This window comes from Vibrio sp. 1978 (assembly GCF_033344345.1).
Genome location: NZ_JAWPOP010000032.1, coordinates 15060 through 39025, shown reverse-complemented (window position 1 = coordinate 39025; position 23966 = coordinate 15060). Strand labels below are relative to the sequence as shown.

Genomic DNA, 23966 nt, shown 5'->3' with positions numbered 1-23966 from the left:
AACACGCTGATTTTAAAGGCTGCCAGCTTGTTGGCAGCCTTTGTGTTTTCTAGTATTAGAAGAAATTAAATATCCACTGCGCTGAGCAAATAATCACTTGCCTATTTTACGCCCTTTCTGTACTATTCGTGCTCCTTAAACTCAGTCAATTATCTTTAGTTCCTTGCTTCCTCTGGACGACTGAGCCATTTGTGGAAGCTGAATAATCCGTAAGGAGCAACCAATGCGTCATTACGAAATCGTATTCATGGTGCACCCAGATCAAAGCGAGCAAGTTGCTGGCATGATCGAGCGTTACACTGGTTCAATCACTGAAGCTGGCGGTAAAATCCACCGTCTAGAAGACTGGGGCCGTCGTCAACTGGCTTACCCAATCAACAAGCTTCACAAAGCTCACTACGTTCTTATGAACGTTGAAGCTGACCAAGCTGTAATTGATGAGCTAGAAACTGCTTTCCGTTTCAACGATGCAGTTCTACGTAACATGATCATGCGTACTAAAGCAGCGATCACTGAGCAATCTATCATGCTTAAGCAAAAAGAAGAGCGTGCTCCACGTCGTGAAGAGCGTTCTGAAGCTAAGCCTGAAGCTAAGTCAGAAGCTGCTGAGTAAGTTTTCTTATGGCCAATCGAATGGAGCTGAGCGGCACCATTGCCAAACCGCCCATTCGTAGTAAAAGCCCTGGTGGCATTGAACACTGTCGGTTTTGGCTGGAGCATCGCTCTACTATTATCGAAGCTGACTTACCTCGACAAGTTTATTGTCGTATGCCGGTAGTCGTCAGCGGGCTTGGGTCACAAGCACTAACTCAGAATTTAGTTCAAGGCAGTAACATTAAGGTAAGTGGTTTTGTCACTTATCAAACCGGCCGAAATGGCGTGGGAAAATTAGTGTTACACGCCGACAACATTACTCAAATTTAAGATCAGGAGATAGCCCATGGCTCGTTTCTTCCGTCGTCGTAAATTCTGCCGTTTCACTGCAGAAGGCGTACAAGAGATTGATTACAAAGACGTAGCAACTCTTAAAAACTACATCACTGAAGCTGGTAAAATCGTACCTAGCCGTATCACTGGTACAAGCGCTAAGTACCAGCGTCAACTAGCACGTGCTATCAAGCGTTCACGCTACCTAGCTCTACTACCGTACACTGACAAGCATCAGTAATCGGTTCATTTTATTAAGAAAGAGGATTAAGCAATGCAAGTTATTCTACTTGATAAAATTGGTAACCTAGGTGGTCTTGGCGATACTGCAAACGTTAAATCTGGCTACGCTCGTAACTTCCTTATCCCACAAGGTAAAGCAGTTATGGCAACTAAAGCTAACGTTGAAATGTTTGAAGCTCGTCGTGCTGAACTAGAAGCTAAAGTTGCTGAGCAACTAGCTGCTGCAGAAGCTCGCGCAGAGAAAGTTAACGCTCTAGAAGCGGTAGTTATCGCTTCTAAAGCTGGTGACGAAGGCAAACTATTCGGTTCTATCGGTACTCGTGACATCGCTGACGCTATCACAGCTGCAGGCGTTGAAGTTGCTAAGAGCGAAGTTCGCCTTCCTGAAGGTGCTCTACGTAACACTGGTGAGTTCGAGATCAGCGTTCAACTTCACTCTGAAGTTTTCGCGACAGTTAACCTACAAGTTGTTGCTGCTGAGTAATTCAGTATCAAGACGAAATACTAAAAAGCACCTCCTTGGAGGTGCTTTTTTTATTTCTAAAACTGAGAGAAAAAGGGTTAAAAAGCGAAAAGTAAATTAACGGAAAATACGCTGTCCGCTTTGCTTAAGCCTTCAGGCACTTTATCGTGATACTGACGAGAGTGCGCCAGTTTCAGTGCAATATCTTCAGTAATATCATTGGTTACACTGAGTTCACTATCAGTACGTGTGTTACTTCTACCTGTTACCAACGTAATATCAGCTGCGAGACTTAAATTATCCAACGCATGCCAAGTTGTGTTGATATTTCCTCGAAAAATGCCTTCTCTAACGATATCGGGAAAGACAATATCGTCATCATCTATTTCGTCTAAGTTTGGCTCTTGATAGCGAAAACCAGGGCCTACTTCTACCTCTAAAATGAAGTTCTCAGTGTAGGAGAACTGGTAACCCAAACCACCTGACAACGTATAGTCTTTAAAATAAGCACTGTAGCGAGAATCCACTCCTTTAAAGCTGCCATACAAATACGTCTTAGGGCCTAACTTGTAGTCACTCTGTAGGGAATAGGTGGATGAGCGTTTGTCTTCTTCACCGTCTTTGTACAAGTTGTAGTACTTCCACTCACCATTAGAACGGTGTCGACCTGACGTATATTCAGCACTCAAACGAGCATTCAGGGAACGAGAGTCCGTGTTACCTGTGTGAGCTTGATAGCCGAACTCCACCTCGGTTTTTAGTGGGTCGGGTACATCAATATTTTGCTCTGGCTGTACTGATTCGTCAGCATACGATGCACTAGCGCACAGTAGGCTAAAGCTAAGTAACCAGTATCGGGACACATCAACCTCGAACGTAATCAAAAAGGAGGGGCATGATACTGATACAGATATTTGGTTGGGTCAATGGTAGGTTAATTTTTATTAGAGCTAGGCGGAAGAACCAGGCTATTACCCGGGTGGTTCACATGATGATTTCTTAACAAGTAATTGTCGCTTCGGGGAAGCATCTCAGCTAGGTTAAGGTTATAATCGTGGGTCAATAGTAGTTATCGAGCAAAGTCATGGCGGAAAACAGAAATCGCAAACCTTCAGACAGTCAGGTCGACGCAATCAAAGTGCCACCTCACTCACTAGAAGCCGAGCAATCAGTAATTGGTGGTCTTTTACTGGATAATGAACGTTGGGACACCGTTGCCGAACGTGTTGTGAGCAGTGATTTCTATAGTCGTCCACACCGCCTGATTTTTGAAGGTGTAAAAACCATTCTTGAAGCGGGTAAACCTCTCGATCTTATTACTTTATCGGAGTATCTAGAGCGTCACGAGTTGTTAGAAGATGTAGGCGGTTTTGCTTACCTCGCTGACTTGGCGAAGAATACGCCAAGTGCAGCTAACATCAATGCGTATGCTGATATTGTCGCTGAGCGTGCGATTGTTCGTGGCCTTATTGGTGTCGCGAATGAAATTGCGGACGCGGGCTATGACCCTCAAGGTCGCAGTTCTGAAGATTTAATAGACATGGCGGAGAGTAAAGTTTTTGCTATCGCCGAGTCTCGAACTAGTGAAAACGAAGGACCACAAAACGTCGACAACATCCTCGAAAAGACGTTAGAACGTATCGAGTTGTTGTATAAAACGCCACAAGATGGTGTTACGGGGGTCGATACCGGTTTCACAGATCTCAATAAGAAAACCGCAGGTTTGCAAGGCTCTGATTTGGTGATTGTCGCAGCGCGTCCATCGATGGGTAAAACGACCTTTGCGATGAACTTGTGTGAAAATGCGGCCATGCAACAAGAAAAGCCCGTACTTATTTTCTCGTTAGAGATGCCAGCTGAACAGTTGATGATGCGTATGTTGGCCTCTTTGTCTCGTGTAGACCAAACCAAGATCCGTACGGGTCAGCTAGATGACGAAGATTGGGCGCGTATTTCTTCTACTATGGGTATCCTGATGCAGAAGAAAAATATGTACATTGATGATAGCTCTGGTCTAACTCCGACCGAAGTGCGTTCGCGCGCTCGCCGTATCGCTCGTGAACATGGCGGTCTATCGATGATCATGGTCGACTACCTTCAGTTGATGCGCGTGCCTTCGTTAACCGATAACCGTACTCTTGAGATTGCTGAGATCTCTCGCTCTCTTAAGGCGCTGGCAAAAGAGCTAAATGTGCCTGTTGTGGCACTGTCGCAGCTAAACCGTTCCCTAGAGCAACGTGCGGATAAACGACCAGTAAACTCGGACTTGCGTGAATCCGGTTCCATCGAGCAGGATGCCGACTTGATCATGTTCATCTACCGTGATGAGGTTTATCACCCAGATAGTCCGTACAAAGGTACGGCCGAAATCATTATTGGTAAACAGCGTAACGGTCCTATCGGCTCTGTTCGCCTCACTTTCCAAGGTCAACATTCGCGTTTCGACAACTACGCGGGTCCTGCATTCGATATTGATGATGAGTAATTCCATGAGCTATATGAAAGCGGCCAAGGCGTGCATTGATTTGTCTGCGTTGCAGCACAACTTACAGCGCGTAAAAGCTCAAGCGCCACAAAGTAAAGTGATGGCTGTCGTCAAGGCCAATGGTTATGGTCACGGATTACGTCATGTCGCAAAACATGCTAACCATGCGGATGCGTTTGGCGTGGCTCGCATTGAAGAAGCATTGCAACTGCGCGCTTGTGGAGTAGTAAAGCCGATTCTATTGCTAGAAGGTTTTTACTCTCCTGGTGATTTACCTGTTCTTGTGACGAACAACATCCAAACCGTGGTGCACTGTGAAGAGCAGCTTATCGCCTTGGAGCAAGCAGACCTTGAAACTCCGGTTGTCGTGTGGCTGAAGATTGACAGTGGCATGCACCGCCTTGGGGTTCGTCCTGAACAATATGACGACTTTGTAACGCGGCTGAAGGAGTGTCCAAATGTAGCGAAACCGTTGCGTTACATGAGCCACTTTGGCTGTGCAGATGAGCTGGATAGCGATATTACCCCACAACAGATTGAGCTGTTTAAATCGTTGACTTCTGGTTGCCAAGGGGAACGTTCACTGGCGGCATCTGCGGGGTTATTGGCATGGCCTCAAAGCCATTTAGATTGGGTTCGTCCGGGTATTATCATGTATGGTGTGTCGCCATTCGATGACAAAACGGCGCAAGATCTTGGGTATCAGCCTGTCATGACACTTAAATCCCACCTTATTGCGGTACGTGAAGTGAAGAAGGGCGAAAGTGTTGGCTATGGTGGTATTTGGACCAGTGAGCGAGATACAAAAGTTGGGGTCATCGCTGTAGGGTATGGCGACGGTTACCCAAGAAGTGCTCCAAACGGTACGCCGGTGTGGGTTAATGGCCGTAAAGTACCTATTGCAGGTCGAGTTTCCATGGATATGCTGACGGTCGATTTGGGACCAGACGCAACGGATAAAGTCAGCGACGAAGCGATTCTTTGGGGGAAAGAGCTCCCAGTAGAAGAAGTGGCGGGTCACATTGGTACGATTGCGTATGAACTCGTGACTAAGCTAACGCCTCGCGTCGAGATGGAATACTCCAAATAAACAACGAAAGGCTAACCCAAGGTTAGCCTTTGTTTTATCTACTCACCGTTAATCGTAGCAATAACGCGGCGGCCACCACCAAAGTCTCGATGCTCACCCAAGTAAATACCTTGCCATGTTCCTAAAGCTAATCGACCATTTTGGATTGGTACCGTCACACTACTGCCAAGCAGTGATGCTTTAATATGTGCCGGCATGTCGTCGTCACCTTCATAGGTGTGCTGATAATAAGGAGCACGCTCTGGCACAAACTTATTGAAGTGCGCTTCCATGTCCATACGCACGGTTGGATCAGCATTCTCATTTAAGGTCAAACTGGCGGAGGTGTGCTGAATAAATAAGTGTAATAAACCTACTGAAAGTTCGTTTATTTGTGGTAATTGTTGTTCAATTTCATCAGTTATCAGGTGAAAACCGCGGCTTCTCGCTTTTAATTGCAGTGTTTTTTGTGCCCACATACGTGTTCCTTTGGAAATTTATAAATTGGCGTCTATCCTATTCCAATTAGAGCCTGTCATTAGTAAATGATATGATTCTTGTCATCGTAAATGAATTGTTCAATTTCAGGGCAGGGAACGTGACCTAACTCAATGTGAGTGTAAAAGCTCTCGGTCATAATTGGCGCCTGAAAAAAAATTACAAAGACTTGTTTTGTGGCAATTTGCCCAAACATCTAATTTATATTCTATTTGCTAAATCGGGGATTCCACAGTTTTCGCTAGACTGTAAGGAATGGAACCTACTGTAACATCGGGATAAAGACCATGTTGAAAAATATCAATCCAACGCAAACACAAGCTTGGAAAGCGCTAACGGCGCATTTCGAATCTGCACAAGATATGGATCTTAAAGAGCTGTTTGCTCAAGACGCAGCGCGTTTCGACAAATACTCTGCACGTTTCGGCTCAGACATCCTAGTCGATTACTCAAAGAACCTCATCAATGAGGAAACTCTGAAGCACCTGTTTGCTCTTGCGAAAGAGACCGAGCTGAAATCTGCAATTGAAGCGATGTTCAGTGGTGAAGCGATCAACCAAACAGAAGGTCGCGCTGTTCTTCACACTGCACTACGTAACCGTGCTAATACTCCAGTTATGGTAGATGGCGAAGACGTAATGCCAGCAGTGAACGCGGTTCTAGAAAAAATGAAATCATTCACTGAGCGCGTTATCGGCGGTGAATGGAAAGGTTACACAGGCAAAGCAATTACCGATATTGTGAACATCGGTATCGGCGGTTCTGACCTTGGCCCTTACATGGTGACGGAAGCTCTAGCGCCATACAAAAATCATCTAAACCTTCACTTCGTATCTAACGTTGATGGTACACACATCGTTGAAACGTTGAAGAAAGTTAACCCAGAAACGACGTTATTCTTGATCGCGTCTAAGACGTTTACAACGCAAGAAACCATGACTAACGCGCACACTGCTCGTGATTGGTTCCTAGAATCTGCGGGTGATCAGGCTCATGTGGCTAAACACTTTGCTGCGCTTTCAACAAACGCGACAGCCGTGTCTGAATTTGGTATCGATACAGCGAACATGTTTGAATTCTGGGACTGGGTTGGTGGCCGTTACTCACTATGGTCTGCGATCGGTCTATCAATTGCACTAGCAGTAGGTTTCGACAACTTTGTTGAGTTGCTTGATGGTGCTCACGAGATGGACAAGCATTTCGTATCAACAGATCTAGAAAGCAATATTCCAGTGATTCTTGCTTTGATTGGTATTTGGTACAACAACTTCCACGGTGCGGAGTCAGAAGCTATCCTACCTTACGATCAATACATGCACCGTTTTGCAGCATATTTCCAGCAAGGCAACATGGAATCAAACGGTAAATACGTTGACCGTGACGGCAATGCTGTAACTTACCAAACTGGCCCAATCATTTGGGGTGAACCAGGTACCAACGGTCAGCACGCGTTCTACCAGCTAATTCACCAAGGTACTAAGCTTATCCCATGTGACTTCATTGCACCTGCAATTAGCCACAACCCAGCTAGCGATCATCACCAAAAACTGATGTCTAACTTCTTCGCGCAAACTGAAGCTCTAGCGTTTGGTAAAAATGAAGAAACCGTGAAAGAAGAGTTGGTGAAAGTAGGTAAGAATGCTGAAGAAGTGGCAGCGATTGCGCCATTCAAAGTGTTTGAAGGTAACCGTCCAACAAACTCTATTCTAGTGAAGCAAATCACGCCTCGTACGCTAGGTAACTTGATCGCAATGTACGAACACAAAATTTTCGTACAAGGTGTTATCTGGAATATCTTCAGCTTTGACCAGTGGGGCGTGGAGCTAGGTAAACAACTGGCTAACCAAATCCTACCTGAGCTTGCAGACGAGTCTCAAATCAGCTCGCATGACAGCTCAACAAACGGTCTAATCAACGCATTTAAAGCGTTCAAAGCTTAATGTTTGAATAGATAAAGAAAAGGTCAGCAAATGCTGACCTTTTTATTGCCTGAGGCAAAAACAAAATAGGTTGGCCAGTGCCAACCTATTTTTTCTCTTTTATTCGAAGCAAATTTCGATAAAGGCATTTCCCCATTGGGAAGAGAAAGGCATGATAATAATTGAGCCTTCACACTTGTGGCGAATCGTATGACCTCGGCCCGAAACCACAACCGGTGTTGCCATATCAAAGTCAAAACCACTTTCCGCCAGAATGCGTTTCGCACCACCAGTAACCATGTTGGTGATCTCACCCACCATATCGGTCACTTCTTCATTGAGCCCATTTGGACGTTCACCAAGCATGTTCTGCATGATTTCTAGGGCGAGTGCTTCATCAAAGGTGATCGACATTGAACCACGAGTTTGTGGGCCTACCATACCAATCAGACCAGAAACGTCACCTCGTGCGATCTCATCTTTTTTGATTCGCGGTTTTTGTGGCTTCAGCTCAAGAGAAGCCATAGTTTTTAGCACGTTCATTAAAGAAGCTAAAAACGGGTTTACAAATTCAGCGCGCATAACGTTCTTCTATACTTTTTCTTTCGTCTCGGAGGAACAGGCCTGGCATTCACCATGAGTTTCAATAACTTGGTTGGTCAGTTTGAATCCATGCTTCTCGGCGTTTTCGGCTAACAAGGATATCAGCGTCTCATCTTCGAGTTCAACGACATCACCACATTTATCGCAAATTAGTAATTGGAAAAAGTGCTGCTGAGTATTGAAAGAACAACAAGTAATAAAGCTATTTGTCGATTCCACTCGGTGGATGAAGCCTTGTTCTAGGAGAAAATCTAATGCTCGATAAACAGTGGGCGGCTTAGCCTGAGGCTCACTCTCTTTTAGTTGCTCCAATAGCTCATACGCACTTGAGGCGCGGCGATTAGAACAAATGAGTTCAAATACGCGTCGGCGTTGCGGAGTCAGTCGTACTCCACGCTCTGCGCAGATACTTTCAATTTGTTCAATGATTGTTGGGTTCAAACCTTTCACCATAACTATCGGACGTGCTCTATGATAAATCATTTCTATACGAAGTTCGTTTAGAAATGCTTCATTTTACCCACTATCAGAACGAAAATCATGAATTAAAGCAAGTCGGTGGTGGTGTGAAGGCGGAATAATCATCACAGAATGAATCAACGAATGACACATTCGTATTACTTCTGCGTATTCCTAAGCACTTGGCTAGTCAGCCAACCAAATCATTCTCGCTGAAACTAGCACCCAGAGGTGCTTGGGTATACAATACCCGACTTATTTTTTGAGCGTACTGCTGCGCTCGACCTTGGCAACATAAAAACGGGTGTTTATATCATGACTCATTCTTGCAGGCTCTCCGTAGCACCAATGTTGGATGGGAGTGATTGTTTGATTAAAGCTCTGAAATGATTGTGTTTTTTATTTTTAAGGGACACATAGGGGGGCACGTTCACTTTCACATGTGAAAGTGGGACAGATAGTTACGCTAATCAAAAACTTGATGACAGATAAAACAAAACCCGCTGATAACGGAGTTGGCGCTCCTCGCGGGTTTAGTCTTTCATTCGAGGATTAGTGTAGCAAAATGTGGATTTTTAACAAGTCAAATTTGTTGAGATTGCACTACTTCTCCAGAGCGGAGAAGTGCCAAGGTGTATTCTAATAACGTAAAATTAGCAGGAAGGGGAGCGAGCTCTCACTCCAATGGCTTGTGTTGTAAAAGTACCAAACGCAAGAGAGGAACTCACAGCACCTGTTGCTTAAACCCAAAGCCCGTTTACGTCCGTCCTGCATCTTGGAAGAATTTACCGGGTGAGCTGGGTAAAACGTTCAACTTCTGTCGTAAGCGCGACATTTCCCGTGATCCTCACTTTGTCCACTTGCGTCAGGCCGCAGGCCGTCAGCGTGACTTCAAAGACGTGCGCCGTAACCTCATCAACCCGATGTTTCAAATGCTGCTTTCACGCCATGATCTGGCTACAGGTATCGTGGAACTCGATCTGGAAGATATGGCCGCCGAACTATCCAAAATGTGGGTAACAGACCCGGAAACAGGTGAGCAATACATCACTGAAAGCAAAGTAACCGTAAGCCGGATCAGCCGCTTCATTGATGAAGTCATGATCCCGTTTGGCCTTTGTTACGTTCACGCTGATGGTGATGAAGCCAACCCGAAAAGCGGCATGGTATGGGATCAGGCTAATGGCTTTTGGTTCCCTAAAGTTCTGGTGCTTACTAGCGAGTTTTACCGCCTTGCGGGGGCTGATTTAGATAAACTTTACACTCAGGCTGATGAGCAACTGGCTTTGCGTAATAGCGGACTCACTGAGGCGGGCGAGGTTATCACCCTAAGAGAAGCGCGTAACCGTAAGCGTAAACAAATTTTCAAACGTGCATGGGATGCCCGAAAGCAGAACGCTGGCGCTCAACGCCGCCGCAACAAGCTGGCATCCAAGAGCTTGGACGAACGCAAGCATGAAGTGGCTACGGCCCTTACCAAGTCTATGCCTGCCCATGAGCTTGCCCAGCTAAGCAGTAAGCAGTTCAATAAGCTAGTTTGGGAACGCCTGAACAGCATGGATATAGGCATTAGTCACCCGCCACCTGATACCATTCAATAAATCCAATCGGATTAAACCTAACCGGGCACATGCCCGGCATTTGTCGTTCCTGTAAGCCAAGATCCGGCAAGATCTCCCCACCTTTTAACCTTACCCCCTCTTATTATTGATGCGCTCAGGGGCTTTCTGCGGCCTTCCTTGTGGATTATTTTTGTTATCCACTCTTATCTGCAAGCGGGTAGATTAGTTTATCTGCGACCATAACGAAGTTATGCGCAAAACCCGCTCTTTCATATCTTTCTAATAAATACATATATATTTCTATATCTCACTTTCTGTGAGTTATGAGGAAAAGAAAATAATGCCTGGCCATTTCCTAGCTAAAGCTAGGGGCCAGTGATACCCCCCTCCGCCCCCCAAGGGGGGAACCCCTCGCCGCCGGGGACTCAGGAGGATGGCGCGGCCTTCGGCCTAAAGCCAACCTCCTAAGTCAAGGCTATTACGTTCCAATCCAGTCAAGGGGTGGCCGCTTTAGCTCATAGAGCGCGTTTAGTTCATTTGTCCATAGCAGGGCAAGGCTGGCGCTTTAAAGCCCGGAGTACGGCCACTGGAACCCTTGACAGGCTTTCCACTTAAAAAACGTCTCTAAGTGCCTAGAAAGGGCAGATCCGCGGTATGTCTCGCATGTTGAAATAAACGAAAATGATGGCGTTTAGTTGAGGAATGGATATTGGTCTTTCTATGAATACACTTTTTTTACTGATGGCGGAATTTAATACACCAGTTGTACCTTTAGGACAAATATGTGAGAAATATTTTGGCTTAGCGCCACGTACTGCGAAAGATCGCGCAACGGCAAATCGATTACCTATCCCAGCTTGGCGTGAGTCGCAAAAGGCGGAGTATTTAGTTAGCTTAATTGACTTAGCTAATTACATCGATGAAAAACGGAAAGAGGTAAACATGTGAATACGAAAACTAGATTGAAATTTTCTTTGATTACGAGGGATGAGGCTATTACAGAGACTCCAAATAAACAGTATTTTTCAACAAGCTTTAGTTCACTTTAAGAACTAGATATGTAGTACTTTTGTAAAGTGGTGCTGAATAATGTTGAAAGATGCTCCTGTATTGCATTTTGTTATCGAGAAGAAAAGCCACTCTTAGATGCTCCACATCACAGGTAGTTAGAATCGATCGTAGCCAACCAGCAAGCGAAGTATCTAATAGAGCGTCGCAGTTGGTAAACCAAACCCAAGTCGGTTGTTCATTGTTCCTGATGATATTTAAGATTTGTGACGCATTTCTATAATTCTCGCCTAAGGTAAGAAGGTCAATGTAAACCGTATTTACACCTATTCTATGATTAATTTCATTGTACGTTTCCTGGAGCGTTTCGCCACACTCATTGGTGAACGTATGGAGCCTCATAATGCTCAACAGCCAGCATCCATGTATTAAGCGTTCTGCCGAACCTACAGGCCACATATCAAGATTAGGGGGAAAAGACTGTCGAGTTGCGTTGTATTTCAAGCTATCACCTCTATCAATCATAGCCTGTGTAATAAATAGCAAATGGCTTCAAGGTTTCAATGACCTAAATTTTTATAAAATAGCTCATAATTGAGCTACTTGACTTGCTCTCTAGCTCAAGCTTTACCGTTAAAGAGTAAAGTCTGCGGCTTCATAAGTTATTTTCTTTAAGCATACAGCCCTTATTTTGACTGCATTCAGATTTATGCCCAATGGTATGTTTCTTAGTATTCTTTGGTAGCACTGTTTTCGTTGCTCATTTGTGGCTCTTGGCCAATTTCCTGCATTATAGCCATCAACTATCTTGTACGATGCTGTTTTTCCTTTTCCTTCTTTCGTTAAAAATCCAACACCTTCCCAAGCTCCTAATAGGGCTGCTGCTTGCGCTTGGCTTTTAGGGGTTCCTATCCCATTCATTAATCGCGATTTTTCTATTGACGATGTTGTAGCCCAGCATTGAAGTGTAGCAAATAGTAAGCGGTGAATGAGTGTATAAGAGAGCATTGTTTGATTCGGCATTCTTTGTCTATCCGCAGGGAGCATTGGGTAATTAAATTCGCTAAAATTTTCAATCGATAGCGACCACCAAAAGGAGGTGAAAAATTTAGGTTCAGAGCTTCCATATCTCACAGCTTTTTCACTTGGCTGAATGTTCGACCAGCTTTTCGTAATCAATGGTGTGGCACTCACCCAGTTTTTCGTAGCACCATTGGCGATTTTTTTGGGTATTTGCCTGCTTCCCAAGCCACCAAGTAACGTCAATTCCTGCTTTTCTGTAATCATTCGTTCTCTCCTCTAACTCATTGGGTGTGATCGCACTTAACTGAACTTCATGGGCAACAACCCATCCATTAGGGAAGATAAAAGCAACATCAATGATTCGCTTTATGGATTCAACAGGACATTCGAGCTCTACACGTGCATTGCTATACTCATCAAGATCTTTGGCTAAGTCCCTTGAAAGGAGCTCTTTAAAGAATAAGTGTTCGGGACTTTCTGGATGATGTTTGTATTCTCCTTTGCACTCATTTGATAGGTGCATGAAGTGTATTTTGGGTACGCTTATTCTAGAGTTTCCTCTGATCACCAATTCCTCTTTACAGTATCGACATACTATTTGACCTCGTTTAAATATTGCTCTCGGGTCTTCGTAGTTAAGGATGTTGACACGTTTGTCATTAATCGTGTCATGTCCAATAAACGGCATATGTATTTTCCTTCGCAGCGTAGCTTCATGTTTCTCATTTCAAAATACTATCTCAAGATAGTATTTTGATTAAGGCAACAGGTATGTTTGTATGTGTATGTTTGAGAGCCCTCGAAAAGTTGCTTTTGGATTAACAGTTGTGACGATAGGACTGAAAATTACGTCGAAAAGCAACCTAAAAAGCCTCTTTTGATAGCAGTTGACACACAGACTAACGAAACTATCATAAAAGATGGAATACCGCTCAAAGTCGGTCGTTGATAGCTAGTCATCGTTACCAAGAAATAGCATAAACCACTTCAAAATACTTACAGCCGAATGGCTCTACATAGTTAACCCATCTGGGGGATGTGACCCCTGATAGGGCACTCCTCCGCCTGAAATCTAACAGAACGGAGGAAACATCATGTTTCTATTCTTATTGTTTGCAGCGTTGTGCTGCTGCATTGCTGTATGCGTTTTGCGCAGCACAATGCTTCTTACCTGCGATCAACCAAAGGTCTCAGCTTCTAGGCTCCCTCCTGAGCAACAACCTGTAACTGATGTTGCTATTGCTGTGGAGCTGATGCTTCGCCCCCGTCTCTGTCTACCGTCAGGGAACAGAGACGGGGGGCTAGCCACCCGACGAAAGCCTTGCGCCTCAATGGCGCTAGGCTTTCGACCCGCGCGGGAAAACGCGCGAAAAATCCCGGCTTCGCCGGGTCCTTTCCAGTATTGGGAAGGAATCAGAGACGATGACATCAGCCGGATCTGCCGTCAGTTTGCCATTTCAGGCAGGCCAGACGGTTGAGAGCAGGGCCCCTGCCATAGCAATGTTTGGTCGTAATAAAGTAGACGTGGGCATCGTCTTATCTGCCCTTTGAAGCGGCGAGAACCGCTTAGCCAGCAGCACGCAGAGCTGCCATCAAAAACTGCATATCACTTAACACCAGTTAGGGGCATGGCTAATGAGGACAGAACAACTAAGAGGGGAGCATCAGTGCGATGTGAACGAACGAATCCGGATGCCAAAAACTTTGGCCTTAAAAGTCGTGACATGGGCTATGCCGGGTTAAATGCGCTGAAAGAAGAGTACAAGTCATTTGAGTCTATTAGCACGATCCATGACCGCTGGAATGTATTTTGCTCCTGGGTCAAAGCTGAACAGGGAATTAAAGATCTTAGAAAAGTTGAAGTTTCACACTTAATGCAGTACGCGGATCATTTAAGAGATCGTTTTGAAAATGGTGAGATAAAAGCATCAACTGCACAAAACTATTTAAGTGCGGTTAATAGAGTAATGGAAATCGCTCGTGGAGATAATAAGGTTCGTGTTGATCCAGTAAAACAAGGTGATTTACCTAAGCGGAGTGGCATTAGTGAAGGGGACAAAAGTATTTCTCAGGAGCGTCACGATAAAGCAACTTACATTGCAACTGAGCGAACTGGAGCATTGTTAAATTTGCAACGAGAACTAGGTCTCAGGTTTGAAGAGTCTGCAAAATTGAATGCAGATAAAGCTCTGGCTCAAGCCCAGAGTAAAGGATGTGTAGAAATAAGAGACGGAACGAAAGGAGGTCGCCCTCGTTTTGTTCCTATTTTTGAGCAATCACAAATTAAAGCGCTAGAACATGCCAGGGATATTCAAAATGGTCGCAGTATGATCCCAGCCGAACAGAGCTATAAAGAGTTTCGGCAGGATGCTTACAAAGAAGCGGCAAGATTGGGTGTTAAATTCCACGGTGAGCGTCATGCGTATGCTCAAAATAGGTATGAGAAATTATCTGGTGTGAAATGTCCAGTCAAAGCGGGAATAAAACATGGCAACGCACATCATAAATATATTTCCAGAGAAAAGGGAATTAGCGTTGAAACAGCAAAGTCTCTTGATCGTGAGGTCAGGATGCAAATAGCAAGAGAACTGGGTCACGGTCGTGTCGACGTGACAAATTCGTACTTGGGGTGAGCGGATATGGAAAAATGGATTAAAGAACGGTCGCATTCATATCTACGCTACGGTGGTAAGCAGACAAGGAGAGCTCAGATCCGGCTGCTGGTAAATGCGTGCAATGACATTGCGGCCAATGAACCAGGGGTGAGTACGCCACCTCAAATCGGTCGGGCACACATCCACCGATACTATGCCAGAAAGTCAGATCTGACACAGAAAACACTGGCGACTCACTTTTATGCTTTTCGTGTGCTCTGGCAGGTGCTGCTAAAGCGCCCCGGAGATCCACCGAGACCTCCGGAACTGTGAATTGATTACATGAAGTAGATGTCACGCTCACGGTTAAATTCACGAAGGATCGATGATGCTTCGGAAGGGTGTTCCATCGGTGTGATCAGAGTTTTCCAGAACTCTTCGTCAAACGAACGCTCCAGGTACAAGTAACGGCAAATCTTGATGAGGTCGACGCGATCCCATTCACTACCATAGCCACCGTGAACGCCTAGCTCATCTTCCAGGGCATAGAAAGTCAGTTCTTCTTTGGCGTCCCATGCTGTACATAAGCGATCAAATAGCCGTTGCACTTTGTCTTTTGGGGTCTTGAAGAACTCGGCATAGGGTTCATGAGGCATCCTGATCACACTGCCATCGGTGTCTTGTAGGAGCGGATAAGTGCCAGACTCCCAAGCGTGCAGGTAAGAGTCAGAAAACTCGTCATGATGCACGCCCAGATTCATGATTTGCAGGCGCTGCTGGATGAACAGTGCTTCCATTACTGTATTGTCGGTCATAGGTACTCCAGAGGTTAATTATCCCTATGTTATATGGAGGGTAAAGTTGCTGATTTCAATGACGGACTGGATTCACTTTCACATGTGAAAGTCGCTGTTCTGACTGAGCTGAGACGTAATTGGTGTTCAAATGGGGTTAATCGCTTTCTTGGGGGAGGGATGCTGAACAGTTTGTCGCCCCAAAAGGGCAGTTGGAGCGATTTGTCTAAGTAGAACAGCCTGTTATCTTGGAAGCTTATTCAGCTCTTGTAGCTGATAAGTGCGATAGCTGGTCGCCAAAAACAAACAGCAAATTAACTTTAAACCCACTCGGGAGCGAATCCCATGTGGGGATAGCTCCCTCAACAATATGAGGTGAAGCTATGTCTGCAACCACTTTCTTCTTAGTCATGATCGTTACCGTCGCACTATTTGCGGCTTCAGCAACCCTGCTTGCTCGCGGAATGCTGTATCTGCTCAAAACTGCGTTAGGTCTTTCTAAGAAGCGGCCTGTAAAGGCCGTCATGCCTACCCAAGTGAGTGACAACTCGGTTGTTGGTGAGTGGCTCAGCCGCGAGCCTAAAACTCACAAAACGCCTAGTGCTTTCATCGAGTCTGCGCCAATCGACGGCCAGATTGGTCGTGAGCCACGCCGCTTATCAGCGTTTAACCGCTGCCTAGAGGTATGCTAATGAGCCTGTTCGATGTGATCACTGAGGAAACTGCTCTGGATATGATGAAAACCACCTATCAACAAGCAACTGGAGACGAGATTGGCGCTTTGTTCAATCAAGTCTCTCCGCTTCCTGATAGTGATGGACGTCTGTTCTTGGGGATTTATGAAGATGAGTACGGCCTGCCTAAGCAGGTCACTGACCGTACTTATGACTCGTATATTGATGCAATGGCCGCTTTTGGCGCGTTGGTCGATAAAGTAATTTATTAAATCAAACAGCACCCTTGCCGGGAAAATCCCGGTGGGGATTCCCGGCCTAACCGTATTAGGAGACTGTTATGTCGGTACAAACTCAATGCGCTACGCGCAACTACGATGTTGTTGGCACCATATTTTACGCTTTCAACACTCACAAACATCAGGAACTGTTTTCAGAGACGATTTCAGCGACATCTCACGATGAAGCTGAAAATCGTTACCGAGAGCTGGTTGCTGAACAATGTGAAATGCGGTCGCTGGAACTGGATCGCATCGAGCTGGAATTCGTTATCGACCTAGATGCTGCTGAAAGTGGTGAATCCTGGGAGAAAGCGTTCGGTGTCGATGAAACTGTTCATTGATCTTGAAAAAGCCGGGGAAACCCGGCTTTTTCGTTTCTGGTCTAGCGTTTGTAGGCGGTAACGAGTGTTCTGGTGCCCTGATCGTTCAGTATTAGGAAGTGGAACTCACTGCTCGGGTGCCCCCACTCCTCCACGTTATCAGCAGTGCCATATTTCTTGGCTTTACGACGGCGCTCTCGTTCCGCAAGAGGGTAAATGCGAAGCTCCGGGTTCTGGATGCGTTTGACCAGTGACAGCCACGGGGCTTTGGGTTTACCTGAGGTGATCCGTTGACTGTATCGTGATACAGCGTGATCTGTTACCAAGACCGTGCCCATTGCAGGTGTTTCGATAGCATCAAAGGTGCCTGCGTAGCGTTTACGTTCAGCAAGCAGTTGCTCTGTTGCCTCCTTTTCGGTGTCGGCCATGAACTCCGTTTTAGTAGAGACCTCGATCAGCACTCCAGCCAAGCGAGATTGCAGGAAGGCGGCAAACTTTTGGGCGTACTTCTTGTCGGATCTTCCTCGTGCCAGCTTTTTAATTGCACCTTTTGATACAACCAGTTTGTAGCCCTTTCCTGTACCTGGCACACGGCCAAACACTGGGCTCTCAATTAGTAAGTGGCGGATAGCACATAGCTCGCAGAGTAAGGCGCTATCGTCGTTTTCAAAATCGAGGGTGACATTGAGTATGCCTTTTCGTTGGGTACCCACACGCCAAAATACTCGGCTCTGGGTACTACTGAGTTGTTCTGATACGGTCGTTAATGTCATCATAGTTTTGTTTCCATCGAGGAACTGGTATGCATCGTCGCCAGTTCCGCCCTTATATGGTTTCAGTTAGCTTTGAGGAGTTACGAACATAAGCTGTTGACCATGTTCATAAAGCACCGGGTAAGGTAGTGTTTGCCCATCCTTAAAGACGGTATTGGGAGGAAAGTACATAGCTGACCATGCAGGGAGGCTGGCACTTAACTGCCGATAGAATTCATCGACCGGAAAGGAAACCTTTTCAGTTGTCTGCTGGAAAATAATTCGGCTGTATTGACTAGGGTGATTAGAATCTAGAATAAAACTTGCACCTGGCCCAGAAGTGATAAATTCAGGTGTTTGCCAATCATTTATCCGAGCAACGTGAGTTGCAATTACGCAATGCTCAGGTTTGCAGCCGAACTGAGGCGCATCCACTGTCCATATATTGATATCCCAGCCATTCAGTTTTGGCATCGTAATACCTTTGTCGGCCAGTTTTTCAACGATTATTCCCATATTCTGGGCTGTATTTATTAGGCTTGCATCCACAAGTTCCTCGAATTTGATACGTGCATTATCTTTATTACTAGCTTCTGTTTTGGGCATCCAGGCCATTAACGATGGGCGAGCGGACGGGTTATCAGGTGTCGCCATGATATTTCCTGCATTGAATGCTAGAGTCTGAGCGCCAGTCATCCCAGACAATGGCGCATCGAGTGAAGTTAGTAGGGCTGTTGCATTTAGTGCGCGAAGCAAAAGTGATTTTTTGTAGGAGTTAGTACCATCTGAGGAGTCTTGTAAATCTTGATCGTAAATCCCGCCAGCTCTAGCAATGTTTAGTGCTCTACTCTGTTGTGTATCGTATTGCTTTGGTGATACAGCGCAGCCGTTTAAAAAAAGGCTGCAAATGATAGTTGATAATAACAGTGTCAATTTTTGGTTCATTCGTCATTCTCCATTTGGTGAGATTTGTTTCATATATAACATCTCATGGAAAACCATAAACGCAAGTCTAAGAAAGTGGCTTTTTCAAATGTTTTTAACCTGTCACGAAAGAACAATTTAAAGTTAATCCCGATTACTCCCAAAGTGGGCAATTAGAGCGCTAAGGAATAGCGCTAATGATTGAGAAAATAGAAACTCAAAGTCGGATGGAGAGTTTCTATTATGCGGAAAACAATTTTGGCGGCGATTATCGCTGCATCGACAGTAACCGCCCCGGTTTCCGCCGGGGGACTACAGTCTGAAATGGATCGCTTATTCAATGAAATGAGCAATACCACTTTGCCTGGTGTTCATGAGTCACAGCGTCGCGGAGTCTTCACTGGGGGGCGCTATACAGTTAAGTCACGCATCTATGAGCAGAACCTTGTTTCCTTTACTCCACCATCCTGGAAGGCGGGATGTGGTGGGGTTGATATGTTTGGCGGGTCGTTCTCATTTATTAACGCTGAGCAGCTAGTCACGATGATGCGAGCAGTTGCGGCCAACGCAAAAGGTTATGCGTTCCAGTTGGCTCTGGACAACGTTTTCCCGGATGGAGCGAAGTGGATGGAGAACTTTCAGAAAAAGGTTCAAGCATTAAACCAGCACTTAGCGAATAGCTGCCAATTGGCGCAAGGGATTGTTAATGACGCGACGTCAGCATTTGATATTCAGCATAAAACCAAGGCATCTATTAAGGCAACAGGGGCTGGGCTTTATGACGATATGTTCGGTTCGGTACAAGAACAAGACGGGGAAACTCCACTACGGAAATTGAAGAATAACGATCCAGCCAAATATCAAGAACTGATCGGTAATATTGTTTGGAAGCAACTGAAAGCTAACTCTGTAAGTACCTGGTTTCAATATGGTGACACTGCCCTGCTTGAGGCGATGCTTTCACTTACTGGTTCGGTGATCGTTGGCGATTTGATAGCAGATGCCAGTGGAGGTGATACTAACCCTGTATCGCGCCTGCCAGGGGGACTAGTTTCCCTTTCGGATCTTGTAGGCGGTGGTCAAGTCAAAATCTATGATTGTGATGATGACTGCTTAGCGCCAGCGAGACAAACTGTCACCATAACCAGCGTTCGTCAAAAAATTTATGAAGCGTTCGCAGGAACAAATTCTCGACCGGGAATTGTTTTCAAGTACAGGAGTAATATTGGTTCGATCACTTCCGATGAGCAAGCTCTGATCACAAACCTTCCTGCCTCAGTAGGCACAATCATTCGTAACTTGGCAGTTCTCTCTGACAGTGCTGCTAATTCATTTGCAGATGAAAGTGCTACTGTTATTGCCAATGCGATGGTGTACGACCTAGCGACACAGATGATTTCGGCGGCAGAATTAGCGGTATCTAATGCCGACTCACCGCATAAAAATGAGGTGATGGAGCAGTTAGAGCGATCGCGTAAAAACATCGAGAACGAACATCGGCAGATGGTCGAGCAGTATGGTTCAGTCAGTGACATTGTGACTCGCTACAACCAAATCATCAAAAATGTTCAGGCGCAACGTCTCAGCCTCACCAGTTCTAGGGGAGGTGCATGATGCCTGAGTTTACGATTTATAGCATCGGTGATTCAGCACTACTAGAGCAGGTACTGATTGCGGTTGCGATGATCACTGGAACGAATGACTTTACTAAAATGGCTTCCATCGGACTCTTGGTCTCCGTGGTTATTGTGTGCGTCAAGGGGGTAGTACAGGGAGGGCGTGGTATTGAGATCCAGCAGGTGCTTATCGGCTGGATTGTATATGCAATTTTTTTCGGGGCATCAGCTCTGGTCAAAATCGAGGATGCCTACACTGGTGATGTCCGTGTTGTTGCCAACGTACCCTTGGGACCAGCGGCGATTGGGGGAATGATCTCGAATATCGGCTATGTCCTGACCGACAAGTTCGAAACCGGGTTTGCGACTATTACACCTCAGATAACGCGGAAAGGGTTTCTGTCCTCATTAGAGTTGATCAGTGCGCAACGCCAGCTTGCGGGAAATGCCGCACTCTGGGCTAGCTGGGATAGTGCTGTCGGAGGTGGCTCAGTGGACATGCAGCGTAGCTGGCGAAACTACGTTGCTGACTGTACCGCGATCCGTTATCAGCTGGCTGACGTATCCGAATCGAATTTGAAGAATCTGACCTGGCGCGAGGCATTGCGCTTTTCGTCAACGGTCTATGGTACTGAGATTTTTGTGTCACCTAGTGGGTCGACAACTCCCAATTGTACTGACGCCTGGACTGATCTAATGGCTGCCACGGATACGGCATTCGACTCTGGAACTTCTCATGAATCGATCAATTACCTACTGGGTCTGACCGTTGCTGGTACAAGTGGCGTTAATCCTGTGGCGGAAACAAACAATGCGCTTAATGACCTGTCGGCAACAGGAATTATTAGCTCTGACATGCTCAAGGCAGCGATCCTAACTCCGGTGTTAAACGAGGGCATGGGACAATATTACGAGTCCATACAGCAAGGCACTGCCTCACTGATGATTGAGCAGGCGGTGCAGCAGCGAAATACTCAGTGGACTGCGGAGCAATCGGTATTTGCTACTGTTGTCAGGCCGATGCTGACATTTATCGAAGCTCTGGTATACGCCATTGTGCCGCTCATGGGGCTGCTTATCGTGCTGGGAATGATGGGGATTCAACTGGTCTTTAAATATTTTATGACGTTGATCTGGATTCAGCTATGGATGCCCGTTTTGGCAGTGGTGAATCTCTTTATTTATAACCGCAGCACTGCCTCCTTACAGGACTACATCACTTCTGGCGGCGATCCAACGAGTTTCGAGGGGATTCTTCACGTAACGGATATGATGAGCAATGATCTTGCTGTAGGTGGAATGATGGCTTCTGCCATACCAGTACTTACTTTGTTCATTGTTTCTGGGTCAATTTACTCACTGAACTCACTGGCTGGCCGCATGAGTGGTGGTGATCATATCAATGAGAAGATCTCTTCTCCAGACTTACTACAACCTGCGCCGTTAGCTAAACAAATGCCAGCCCACACTTTCAATGCCCTTCAGGGCGGCTTACAGGGTGGTGCCAATGGCCTAATTGATAAAGTGAATTTCTCTAAAATGTCTTCTGAAATGGTAAGCAGTGGACATGCAAGAGCGGCGGTTGCCCAAGACGCTTTTCAGAATCAGCTCTCGAACTCATTCTTCTCTGGGAATAGTGCTGACAAGTCCTATCAGCGGCTCCAGAGCTTTGGACAGATGCTGAGGTCATCGGATAGCAGTCAGGCCAAAGCGATAGTGAATGCTGGTCAACAGTACGCTAAAGAGCATGGCCTTGATGGCTCTCAGACCAACGCAGTTATTGGTGCGATTGGTGCCAGAATGAGTGCTGGCGTGGATGCAGGAAAGTTGGTTTCTACTTTAATGGGGCCAGCTGGTTCGGTTGCCAGAAAAGCTGCTAAAGCGGCTGGAGCAGAAAATTCTGTAGATATGAAAGGAGATCTCAGTGCAAATGCTGAAACCCGCTCAACTGCCGCAAGAACTCAAATGACAAAGGATTTGGATCGAATTGCTAATGACATTGGGTTCTCCAAGAATGATACAGCAGCACTGACCAATGATGTTGCTAATCAGATTAGTGACGATAAAACGCAGCGGTTTACTGAGTCTATTGGTGAGGATCAGCGTCATGGACTGACTCATACTGCTTCCCAGATGCTGACTGCTCAGGATACCTATCAGCGGTTAGCAAGTGCTCAAGAAGTGCTGGGCAGTGTGACGTCAGCAGACATGCAAGCTATTGCTGGATCGGTTTTGGGTGATCAGGCGTCAATGGCGCATTTGAGCCAATACATGCGGCAGGCTCCTAGTGAGTTACGCCAGGCCGCAACTAAGCGAGAACGACATTATAAAGGTCTTGGTATGGACGGAGACCGGGCTTCAGTGGGTGGGGCTCTGTATGCGATGCTGAAGTCAGAAGATTTGCAACATAGAACTCAGGCAGCGGAAATTGTTGCAGGAACAATTGGAGCTAAAAACCCGATTGCAAATGCCAGTGAGGCGCAAAAGCACAGCCATTTAATTAGCGGGGCTCCCCAAATAGATAGCACACTTATCACCCAAGGGGAGAAAAACTTGAACGTCCCTAAATTGATGACAGCTGAGCAGAAAGCCAAACCTAAAACGGATCTTCCCGGAGGAGATAGCGATGTTTATGCCGCTCACGGTGAAAACCTGGATAACGTAAACGCGCAACACGGTCAAAATCGGAGCGATTTTACAGGGCAACGTTTAGGGGAGCTACGCAACCGTATTATGGCTAATGATGTTGCTCCCTCAACTTCATCTCAGGTTTTCGCTACAGCCGAAGGGGCTGGCCGATTTATCGAGAAATTATTTGGTGGAGCAGGAGCTGCTTTAGATGGCTTCTCTGATAATTTTGGAGGCTCAATGGGTCGTCTTGCCAGTATGACCTCTGAGCAGCGAGATCAATTCATTGAAGATGCTAAGCGTGGTGATGAATACGTTGAGCAGGAGTGGGGGGTTGCAGGTAAGGCATTAACCGGAATGGCTTCCCTTGGTCGCGGTATTATGGGAGCGGGCGTATCAGGATACAACGCAGCTAAAGAGTGGCTGACTGGTGAATCGGATCTCTCCGAAGCAGCGAAAGGAATGAGTCTCCAGGAGAGAGGGATGTTTTTTGCGTCAGCATTGGCTGCTGCTAGTGAACACAGTGTTGAAGCTGCGGAACAGTTTGTTGAGCAATATGGTGATGAGTTTAGGAGTATGGCTACGGTTGCCGGGGCCGAAGCTGGGCTCAATCAAACAGGTGCTCAGTTGTTCGCAGCTGCATTGACAGGGGATGAACAGCAAGTCGCCAACTTGAGGGAGCAGATGCGAACTGAGGTTGGCGACACTGAACTTGCTGACCGTATGAGCGACATCATCCAGACTTCCGCTGACGCGGGTAAAGATCAAGCTGCTGGGTATCTTAATCCAGTGGCGCGATATATGAGTGTAAGCAGAGGTCAGTAGGTTCTTTCAACTGAGCTAATGTGCGGATCGTATGGGTGCTCATTCGGTCCGTAACAGTAGCTTGATGACCAAGATTGAGTGTCTCTGAGACTGTTTGTTGTGTATCTATTTTCAATATCATTAACATTCAGTATTGAAGATGCTGAGCGGCCATTGAGCCATTGGGCATAGAAGCACACGGCAATGATTAAAACAATCAGACCCAAAATACCGGCTACTTTGACACAAAAGAACAAAGCAGCCATGAAGGCTGAAAACTTAATTGTTTCTCTGAACATTACTGATCCTCTATTAATTTA

At 46.0% G+C, this 23966-nt stretch carries 25 protein-coding genes; 16 read left to right on the top strand and 9 right to left on the bottom strand.

What is annotated here, in order from left to right:
• Positions 1–223 precede the first annotated feature (223 nt).
• From rpsF to rplI, 4 genes are read left to right on the top strand one after another with little or no spacing between them, the layout of a single operon-like run.
• Positions 224–613: a 30S ribosomal protein S6 gene (gene rpsF, locus R8N49_RS21800; RefSeq protein ID WP_005381299.1), complete on the top strand. Its 390-nt coding sequence runs from the start codon at positions 224–226 to the stop codon at positions 611–613.
• An 8-nt stretch (positions 614–621) separates the two neighbouring features.
• On the top strand, positions 622–924 hold the full coding sequence (priB, locus tag R8N49_RS21795; RefSeq protein ID WP_005381298.1) for a primosomal replication protein N: 303 nt from the start codon (positions 622–624) through the stop codon (positions 922–924).
• A gap of 16 nt (positions 925–940) precedes the next feature.
• Complete coding sequence (gene rpsR, locus R8N49_RS21790; protein WP_000090472.1) at positions 941–1168, top strand: 30S ribosomal protein S18; 228 nt, start codon at positions 941–943, stop codon at positions 1166–1168.
• Between the two features lie 33 nt (positions 1169–1201).
• The gene (gene rplI / locus R8N49_RS21785) at positions 1202–1654 is read left to right on the top strand and encodes a 50S ribosomal protein L9 (RefSeq protein ID WP_005382760.1); all 453 of its coding nucleotides are present in this window, start codon (positions 1202–1204) and stop codon (positions 1652–1654) included.
• Positions 1655–1731: 77 nt separating this feature from the next.
• Here the strand turns inward: rplI and R8N49_RS21780 are convergent, their stop codons facing one another.
• Positions 1732–2496, bottom strand: coding sequence for a DUF481 domain-containing protein (locus R8N49_RS21780; protein WP_186584618.1), 765 nt, complete (start codon positions 2494–2496; stop codon positions 1732–1734).
• Positions 2497–2717: 221 nt separating this feature from the next.
• Here R8N49_RS21780 and R8N49_RS21775 point away from each other — a divergent pair, with 221 nt between their 5' ends.
• A complete protein-coding gene (locus R8N49_RS21775; RefSeq protein ID WP_005382759.1) occupies positions 2718–4118 on the top strand; it encodes a replicative DNA helicase in 1401 nt (466 codons plus the stop codon).
• A gap of 13 nt (positions 4119–4131) precedes the next feature.
• Positions 4132–5208 (top strand): alanine racemase, encoded by a 1077-nt coding sequence (gene alr, locus R8N49_RS21770; RefSeq protein ID WP_005381272.1) that lies wholly within the window; start codon positions 4132–4134, stop codon positions 5206–5208.
• A 38-nt stretch (positions 5209–5246) separates the two neighbouring features.
• Here the strand turns inward: alr and R8N49_RS21765 are convergent, their stop codons facing one another.
• Positions 5247–5666, bottom strand: coding sequence for a secondary thiamine-phosphate synthase enzyme YjbQ (locus R8N49_RS21765; protein WP_005381271.1), 420 nt, complete (start codon positions 5664–5666; stop codon positions 5247–5249).
• Positions 5667–5972: 306 nt separating this feature from the next.
• Between R8N49_RS21765 and pgi the strand changes: the two genes are divergently transcribed.
• Positions 5973–7625 carry a glucose-6-phosphate isomerase gene (gene pgi, locus R8N49_RS21760; protein ID WP_005381270.1) on the top strand — a complete coding sequence of 551 codons (1653 nt, stop codon included), beginning with the start codon at positions 5973–5975 and terminating at the stop codon, positions 7623–7625.
• Positions 7626–7724: 99 nt separating this feature from the next.
• On the opposite strand, the gene R8N49_RS21755 is transcribed toward pgi, so the two are convergent.
• The gene (locus R8N49_RS21755) at positions 7725–8186 is read right to left on the bottom strand and encodes a chemotaxis protein CheX (RefSeq protein ID WP_005381269.1); all 462 of its coding nucleotides are present in this window, start codon (positions 8184–8186) and stop codon (positions 7725–7727) included.
• A 9-nt stretch (positions 8187–8195) separates the two neighbouring features.
• A complete protein-coding gene (zur, locus tag R8N49_RS21750) occupies positions 8196–8660 on the bottom strand; it encodes a zinc uptake transcriptional repressor Zur (protein ID WP_005381268.1) in 465 nt (154 codons plus the stop codon).
• Between the two features lie 638 nt (positions 8661–9298).
• On the opposite strand from zur, the gene repA reads away from it, so the two are divergent.
• Together repA and R8N49_RS21740 are read left to right on the top strand one after the other, a co-directional pair.
• A complete protein-coding gene (repA, locus tag R8N49_RS21745; RefSeq protein ID WP_103270986.1) occupies positions 9299–10267 on the top strand; it encodes a plasmid replication initiator RepA in 969 nt (322 codons plus the stop codon).
• Between the two features lie 681 nt (positions 10268–10948).
• Positions 10949–11176, top strand: coding sequence for a pyocin activator PrtN family protein (locus R8N49_RS21740; RefSeq protein WP_170826434.1), 228 nt, complete (start codon positions 10949–10951; stop codon positions 11174–11176).
• Between the two features lie 1201 nt (positions 11177–12377).
• Here R8N49_RS21740 and R8N49_RS21735 read toward each other — a convergent pair.
• Positions 12378–12947, bottom strand: coding sequence for a competence protein CoiA family protein (locus R8N49_RS21735; RefSeq protein WP_017788929.1), 570 nt, complete (start codon positions 12945–12947; stop codon positions 12378–12380).
• A gap of 734 nt (positions 12948–13681) precedes the next feature.
• Between R8N49_RS21735 and R8N49_RS21730 the strand changes: the two genes are divergently transcribed.
• Together R8N49_RS21730 and R8N49_RS21725 are read left to right on the top strand one after the other, a co-directional pair.
• Positions 13682–13810 carry a hypothetical protein gene (locus R8N49_RS21730; RefSeq protein WP_017788943.1) on the top strand — a complete coding sequence of 43 codons (129 nt, stop codon included), beginning with the start codon at positions 13682–13684 and terminating at the stop codon, positions 13808–13810.
• 116 nt (positions 13811–13926) lie between these two features.
• Positions 13927–14892 carry an integrase domain-containing protein gene (locus R8N49_RS21725; protein ID WP_001203214.1) on the top strand — a complete coding sequence of 322 codons (966 nt, stop codon included), beginning with the start codon at positions 13927–13929 and terminating at the stop codon, positions 14890–14892.
• 299 nt (positions 14893–15191) lie between these two features.
• Here R8N49_RS21725 and R8N49_RS21720 read toward each other — a convergent pair whose 3' ends face one another.
• A complete protein-coding gene (locus tag R8N49_RS21720; RefSeq protein WP_017788946.1) occupies positions 15192–15668 on the bottom strand; it encodes a hypothetical protein in 477 nt (158 codons plus the stop codon).
• Positions 15669–16030: 362 nt separating this feature from the next.
• Between R8N49_RS21720 and R8N49_RS21715 the strand changes: the two genes are divergently transcribed.
• From R8N49_RS21715 to R8N49_RS21705, 3 genes are all read left to right on the top strand, one after another.
• Entirely contained in the window at positions 16031–16339 is a 309-nt protein-coding gene (locus R8N49_RS21715; RefSeq protein ID WP_017788947.1) for a hypothetical protein, read from the top strand.
• Entirely contained in the window at positions 16339–16593 is a 255-nt protein-coding gene (locus R8N49_RS21710) for a hypothetical protein (RefSeq protein WP_017788948.1), read from the top strand. Before R8N49_RS21715 ends, R8N49_RS21710 begins: the two co-directional genes overlap by 1 nt.
• Positions 16594–16661: 68 nt before the next feature.
• Positions 16662–16943, top strand: a complete 282-nt coding sequence (locus R8N49_RS21705) for a hypothetical protein (RefSeq protein ID WP_017788949.1) — start codon at positions 16662–16664, stop codon at positions 16941–16943.
• 41 nt (positions 16944–16984) lie between these two features.
• Here the strand turns inward: R8N49_RS21705 and R8N49_RS21700 are convergent, their stop codons facing one another.
• Positions 16985–17698 (bottom strand): hypothetical protein, encoded by a 714-nt coding sequence (locus tag R8N49_RS21700; protein WP_161716223.1) that lies wholly within the window; start codon positions 17696–17698, stop codon positions 16985–16987.
• Between the two features lie 63 nt (positions 17699–17761).
• A complete protein-coding gene (locus R8N49_RS21695; RefSeq protein WP_017788951.1) occupies positions 17762–18619 on the bottom strand; it encodes a hypothetical protein in 858 nt (285 codons plus the stop codon).
• 222 nt (positions 18620–18841) lie between these two features.
• Between R8N49_RS21695 and R8N49_RS21690 the strand changes: the two genes are divergently transcribed.
• Positions 18842–20212 carry a conjugal transfer protein TraH gene (locus R8N49_RS21690; RefSeq protein WP_017788952.1) on the top strand — a complete coding sequence of 457 codons (1371 nt, stop codon included), beginning with the start codon at positions 18842–18844 and terminating at the stop codon, positions 20210–20212.
• Positions 20209–23667: a conjugal transfer protein TraG N-terminal domain-containing protein gene (locus R8N49_RS21685; RefSeq protein WP_161716224.1), complete on the top strand. Its 3459-nt coding sequence runs from the start codon at positions 20209–20211 to the stop codon at positions 23665–23667. Before R8N49_RS21690 ends, R8N49_RS21685 begins: the two co-directional genes overlap by 4 nt.
• On the opposite strand, the gene R8N49_RS21680 is transcribed toward R8N49_RS21685, so the two are convergent.
• Complete coding sequence (locus R8N49_RS21680) at positions 23661–23945, bottom strand: hypothetical protein (RefSeq protein ID WP_017788954.1); 285 nt, start codon at positions 23943–23945, stop codon at positions 23661–23663. The genes R8N49_RS21685 and R8N49_RS21680 overlap by 7 nt on opposite strands.
• Positions 23946–23966: the final 21 nt, after the last annotated feature.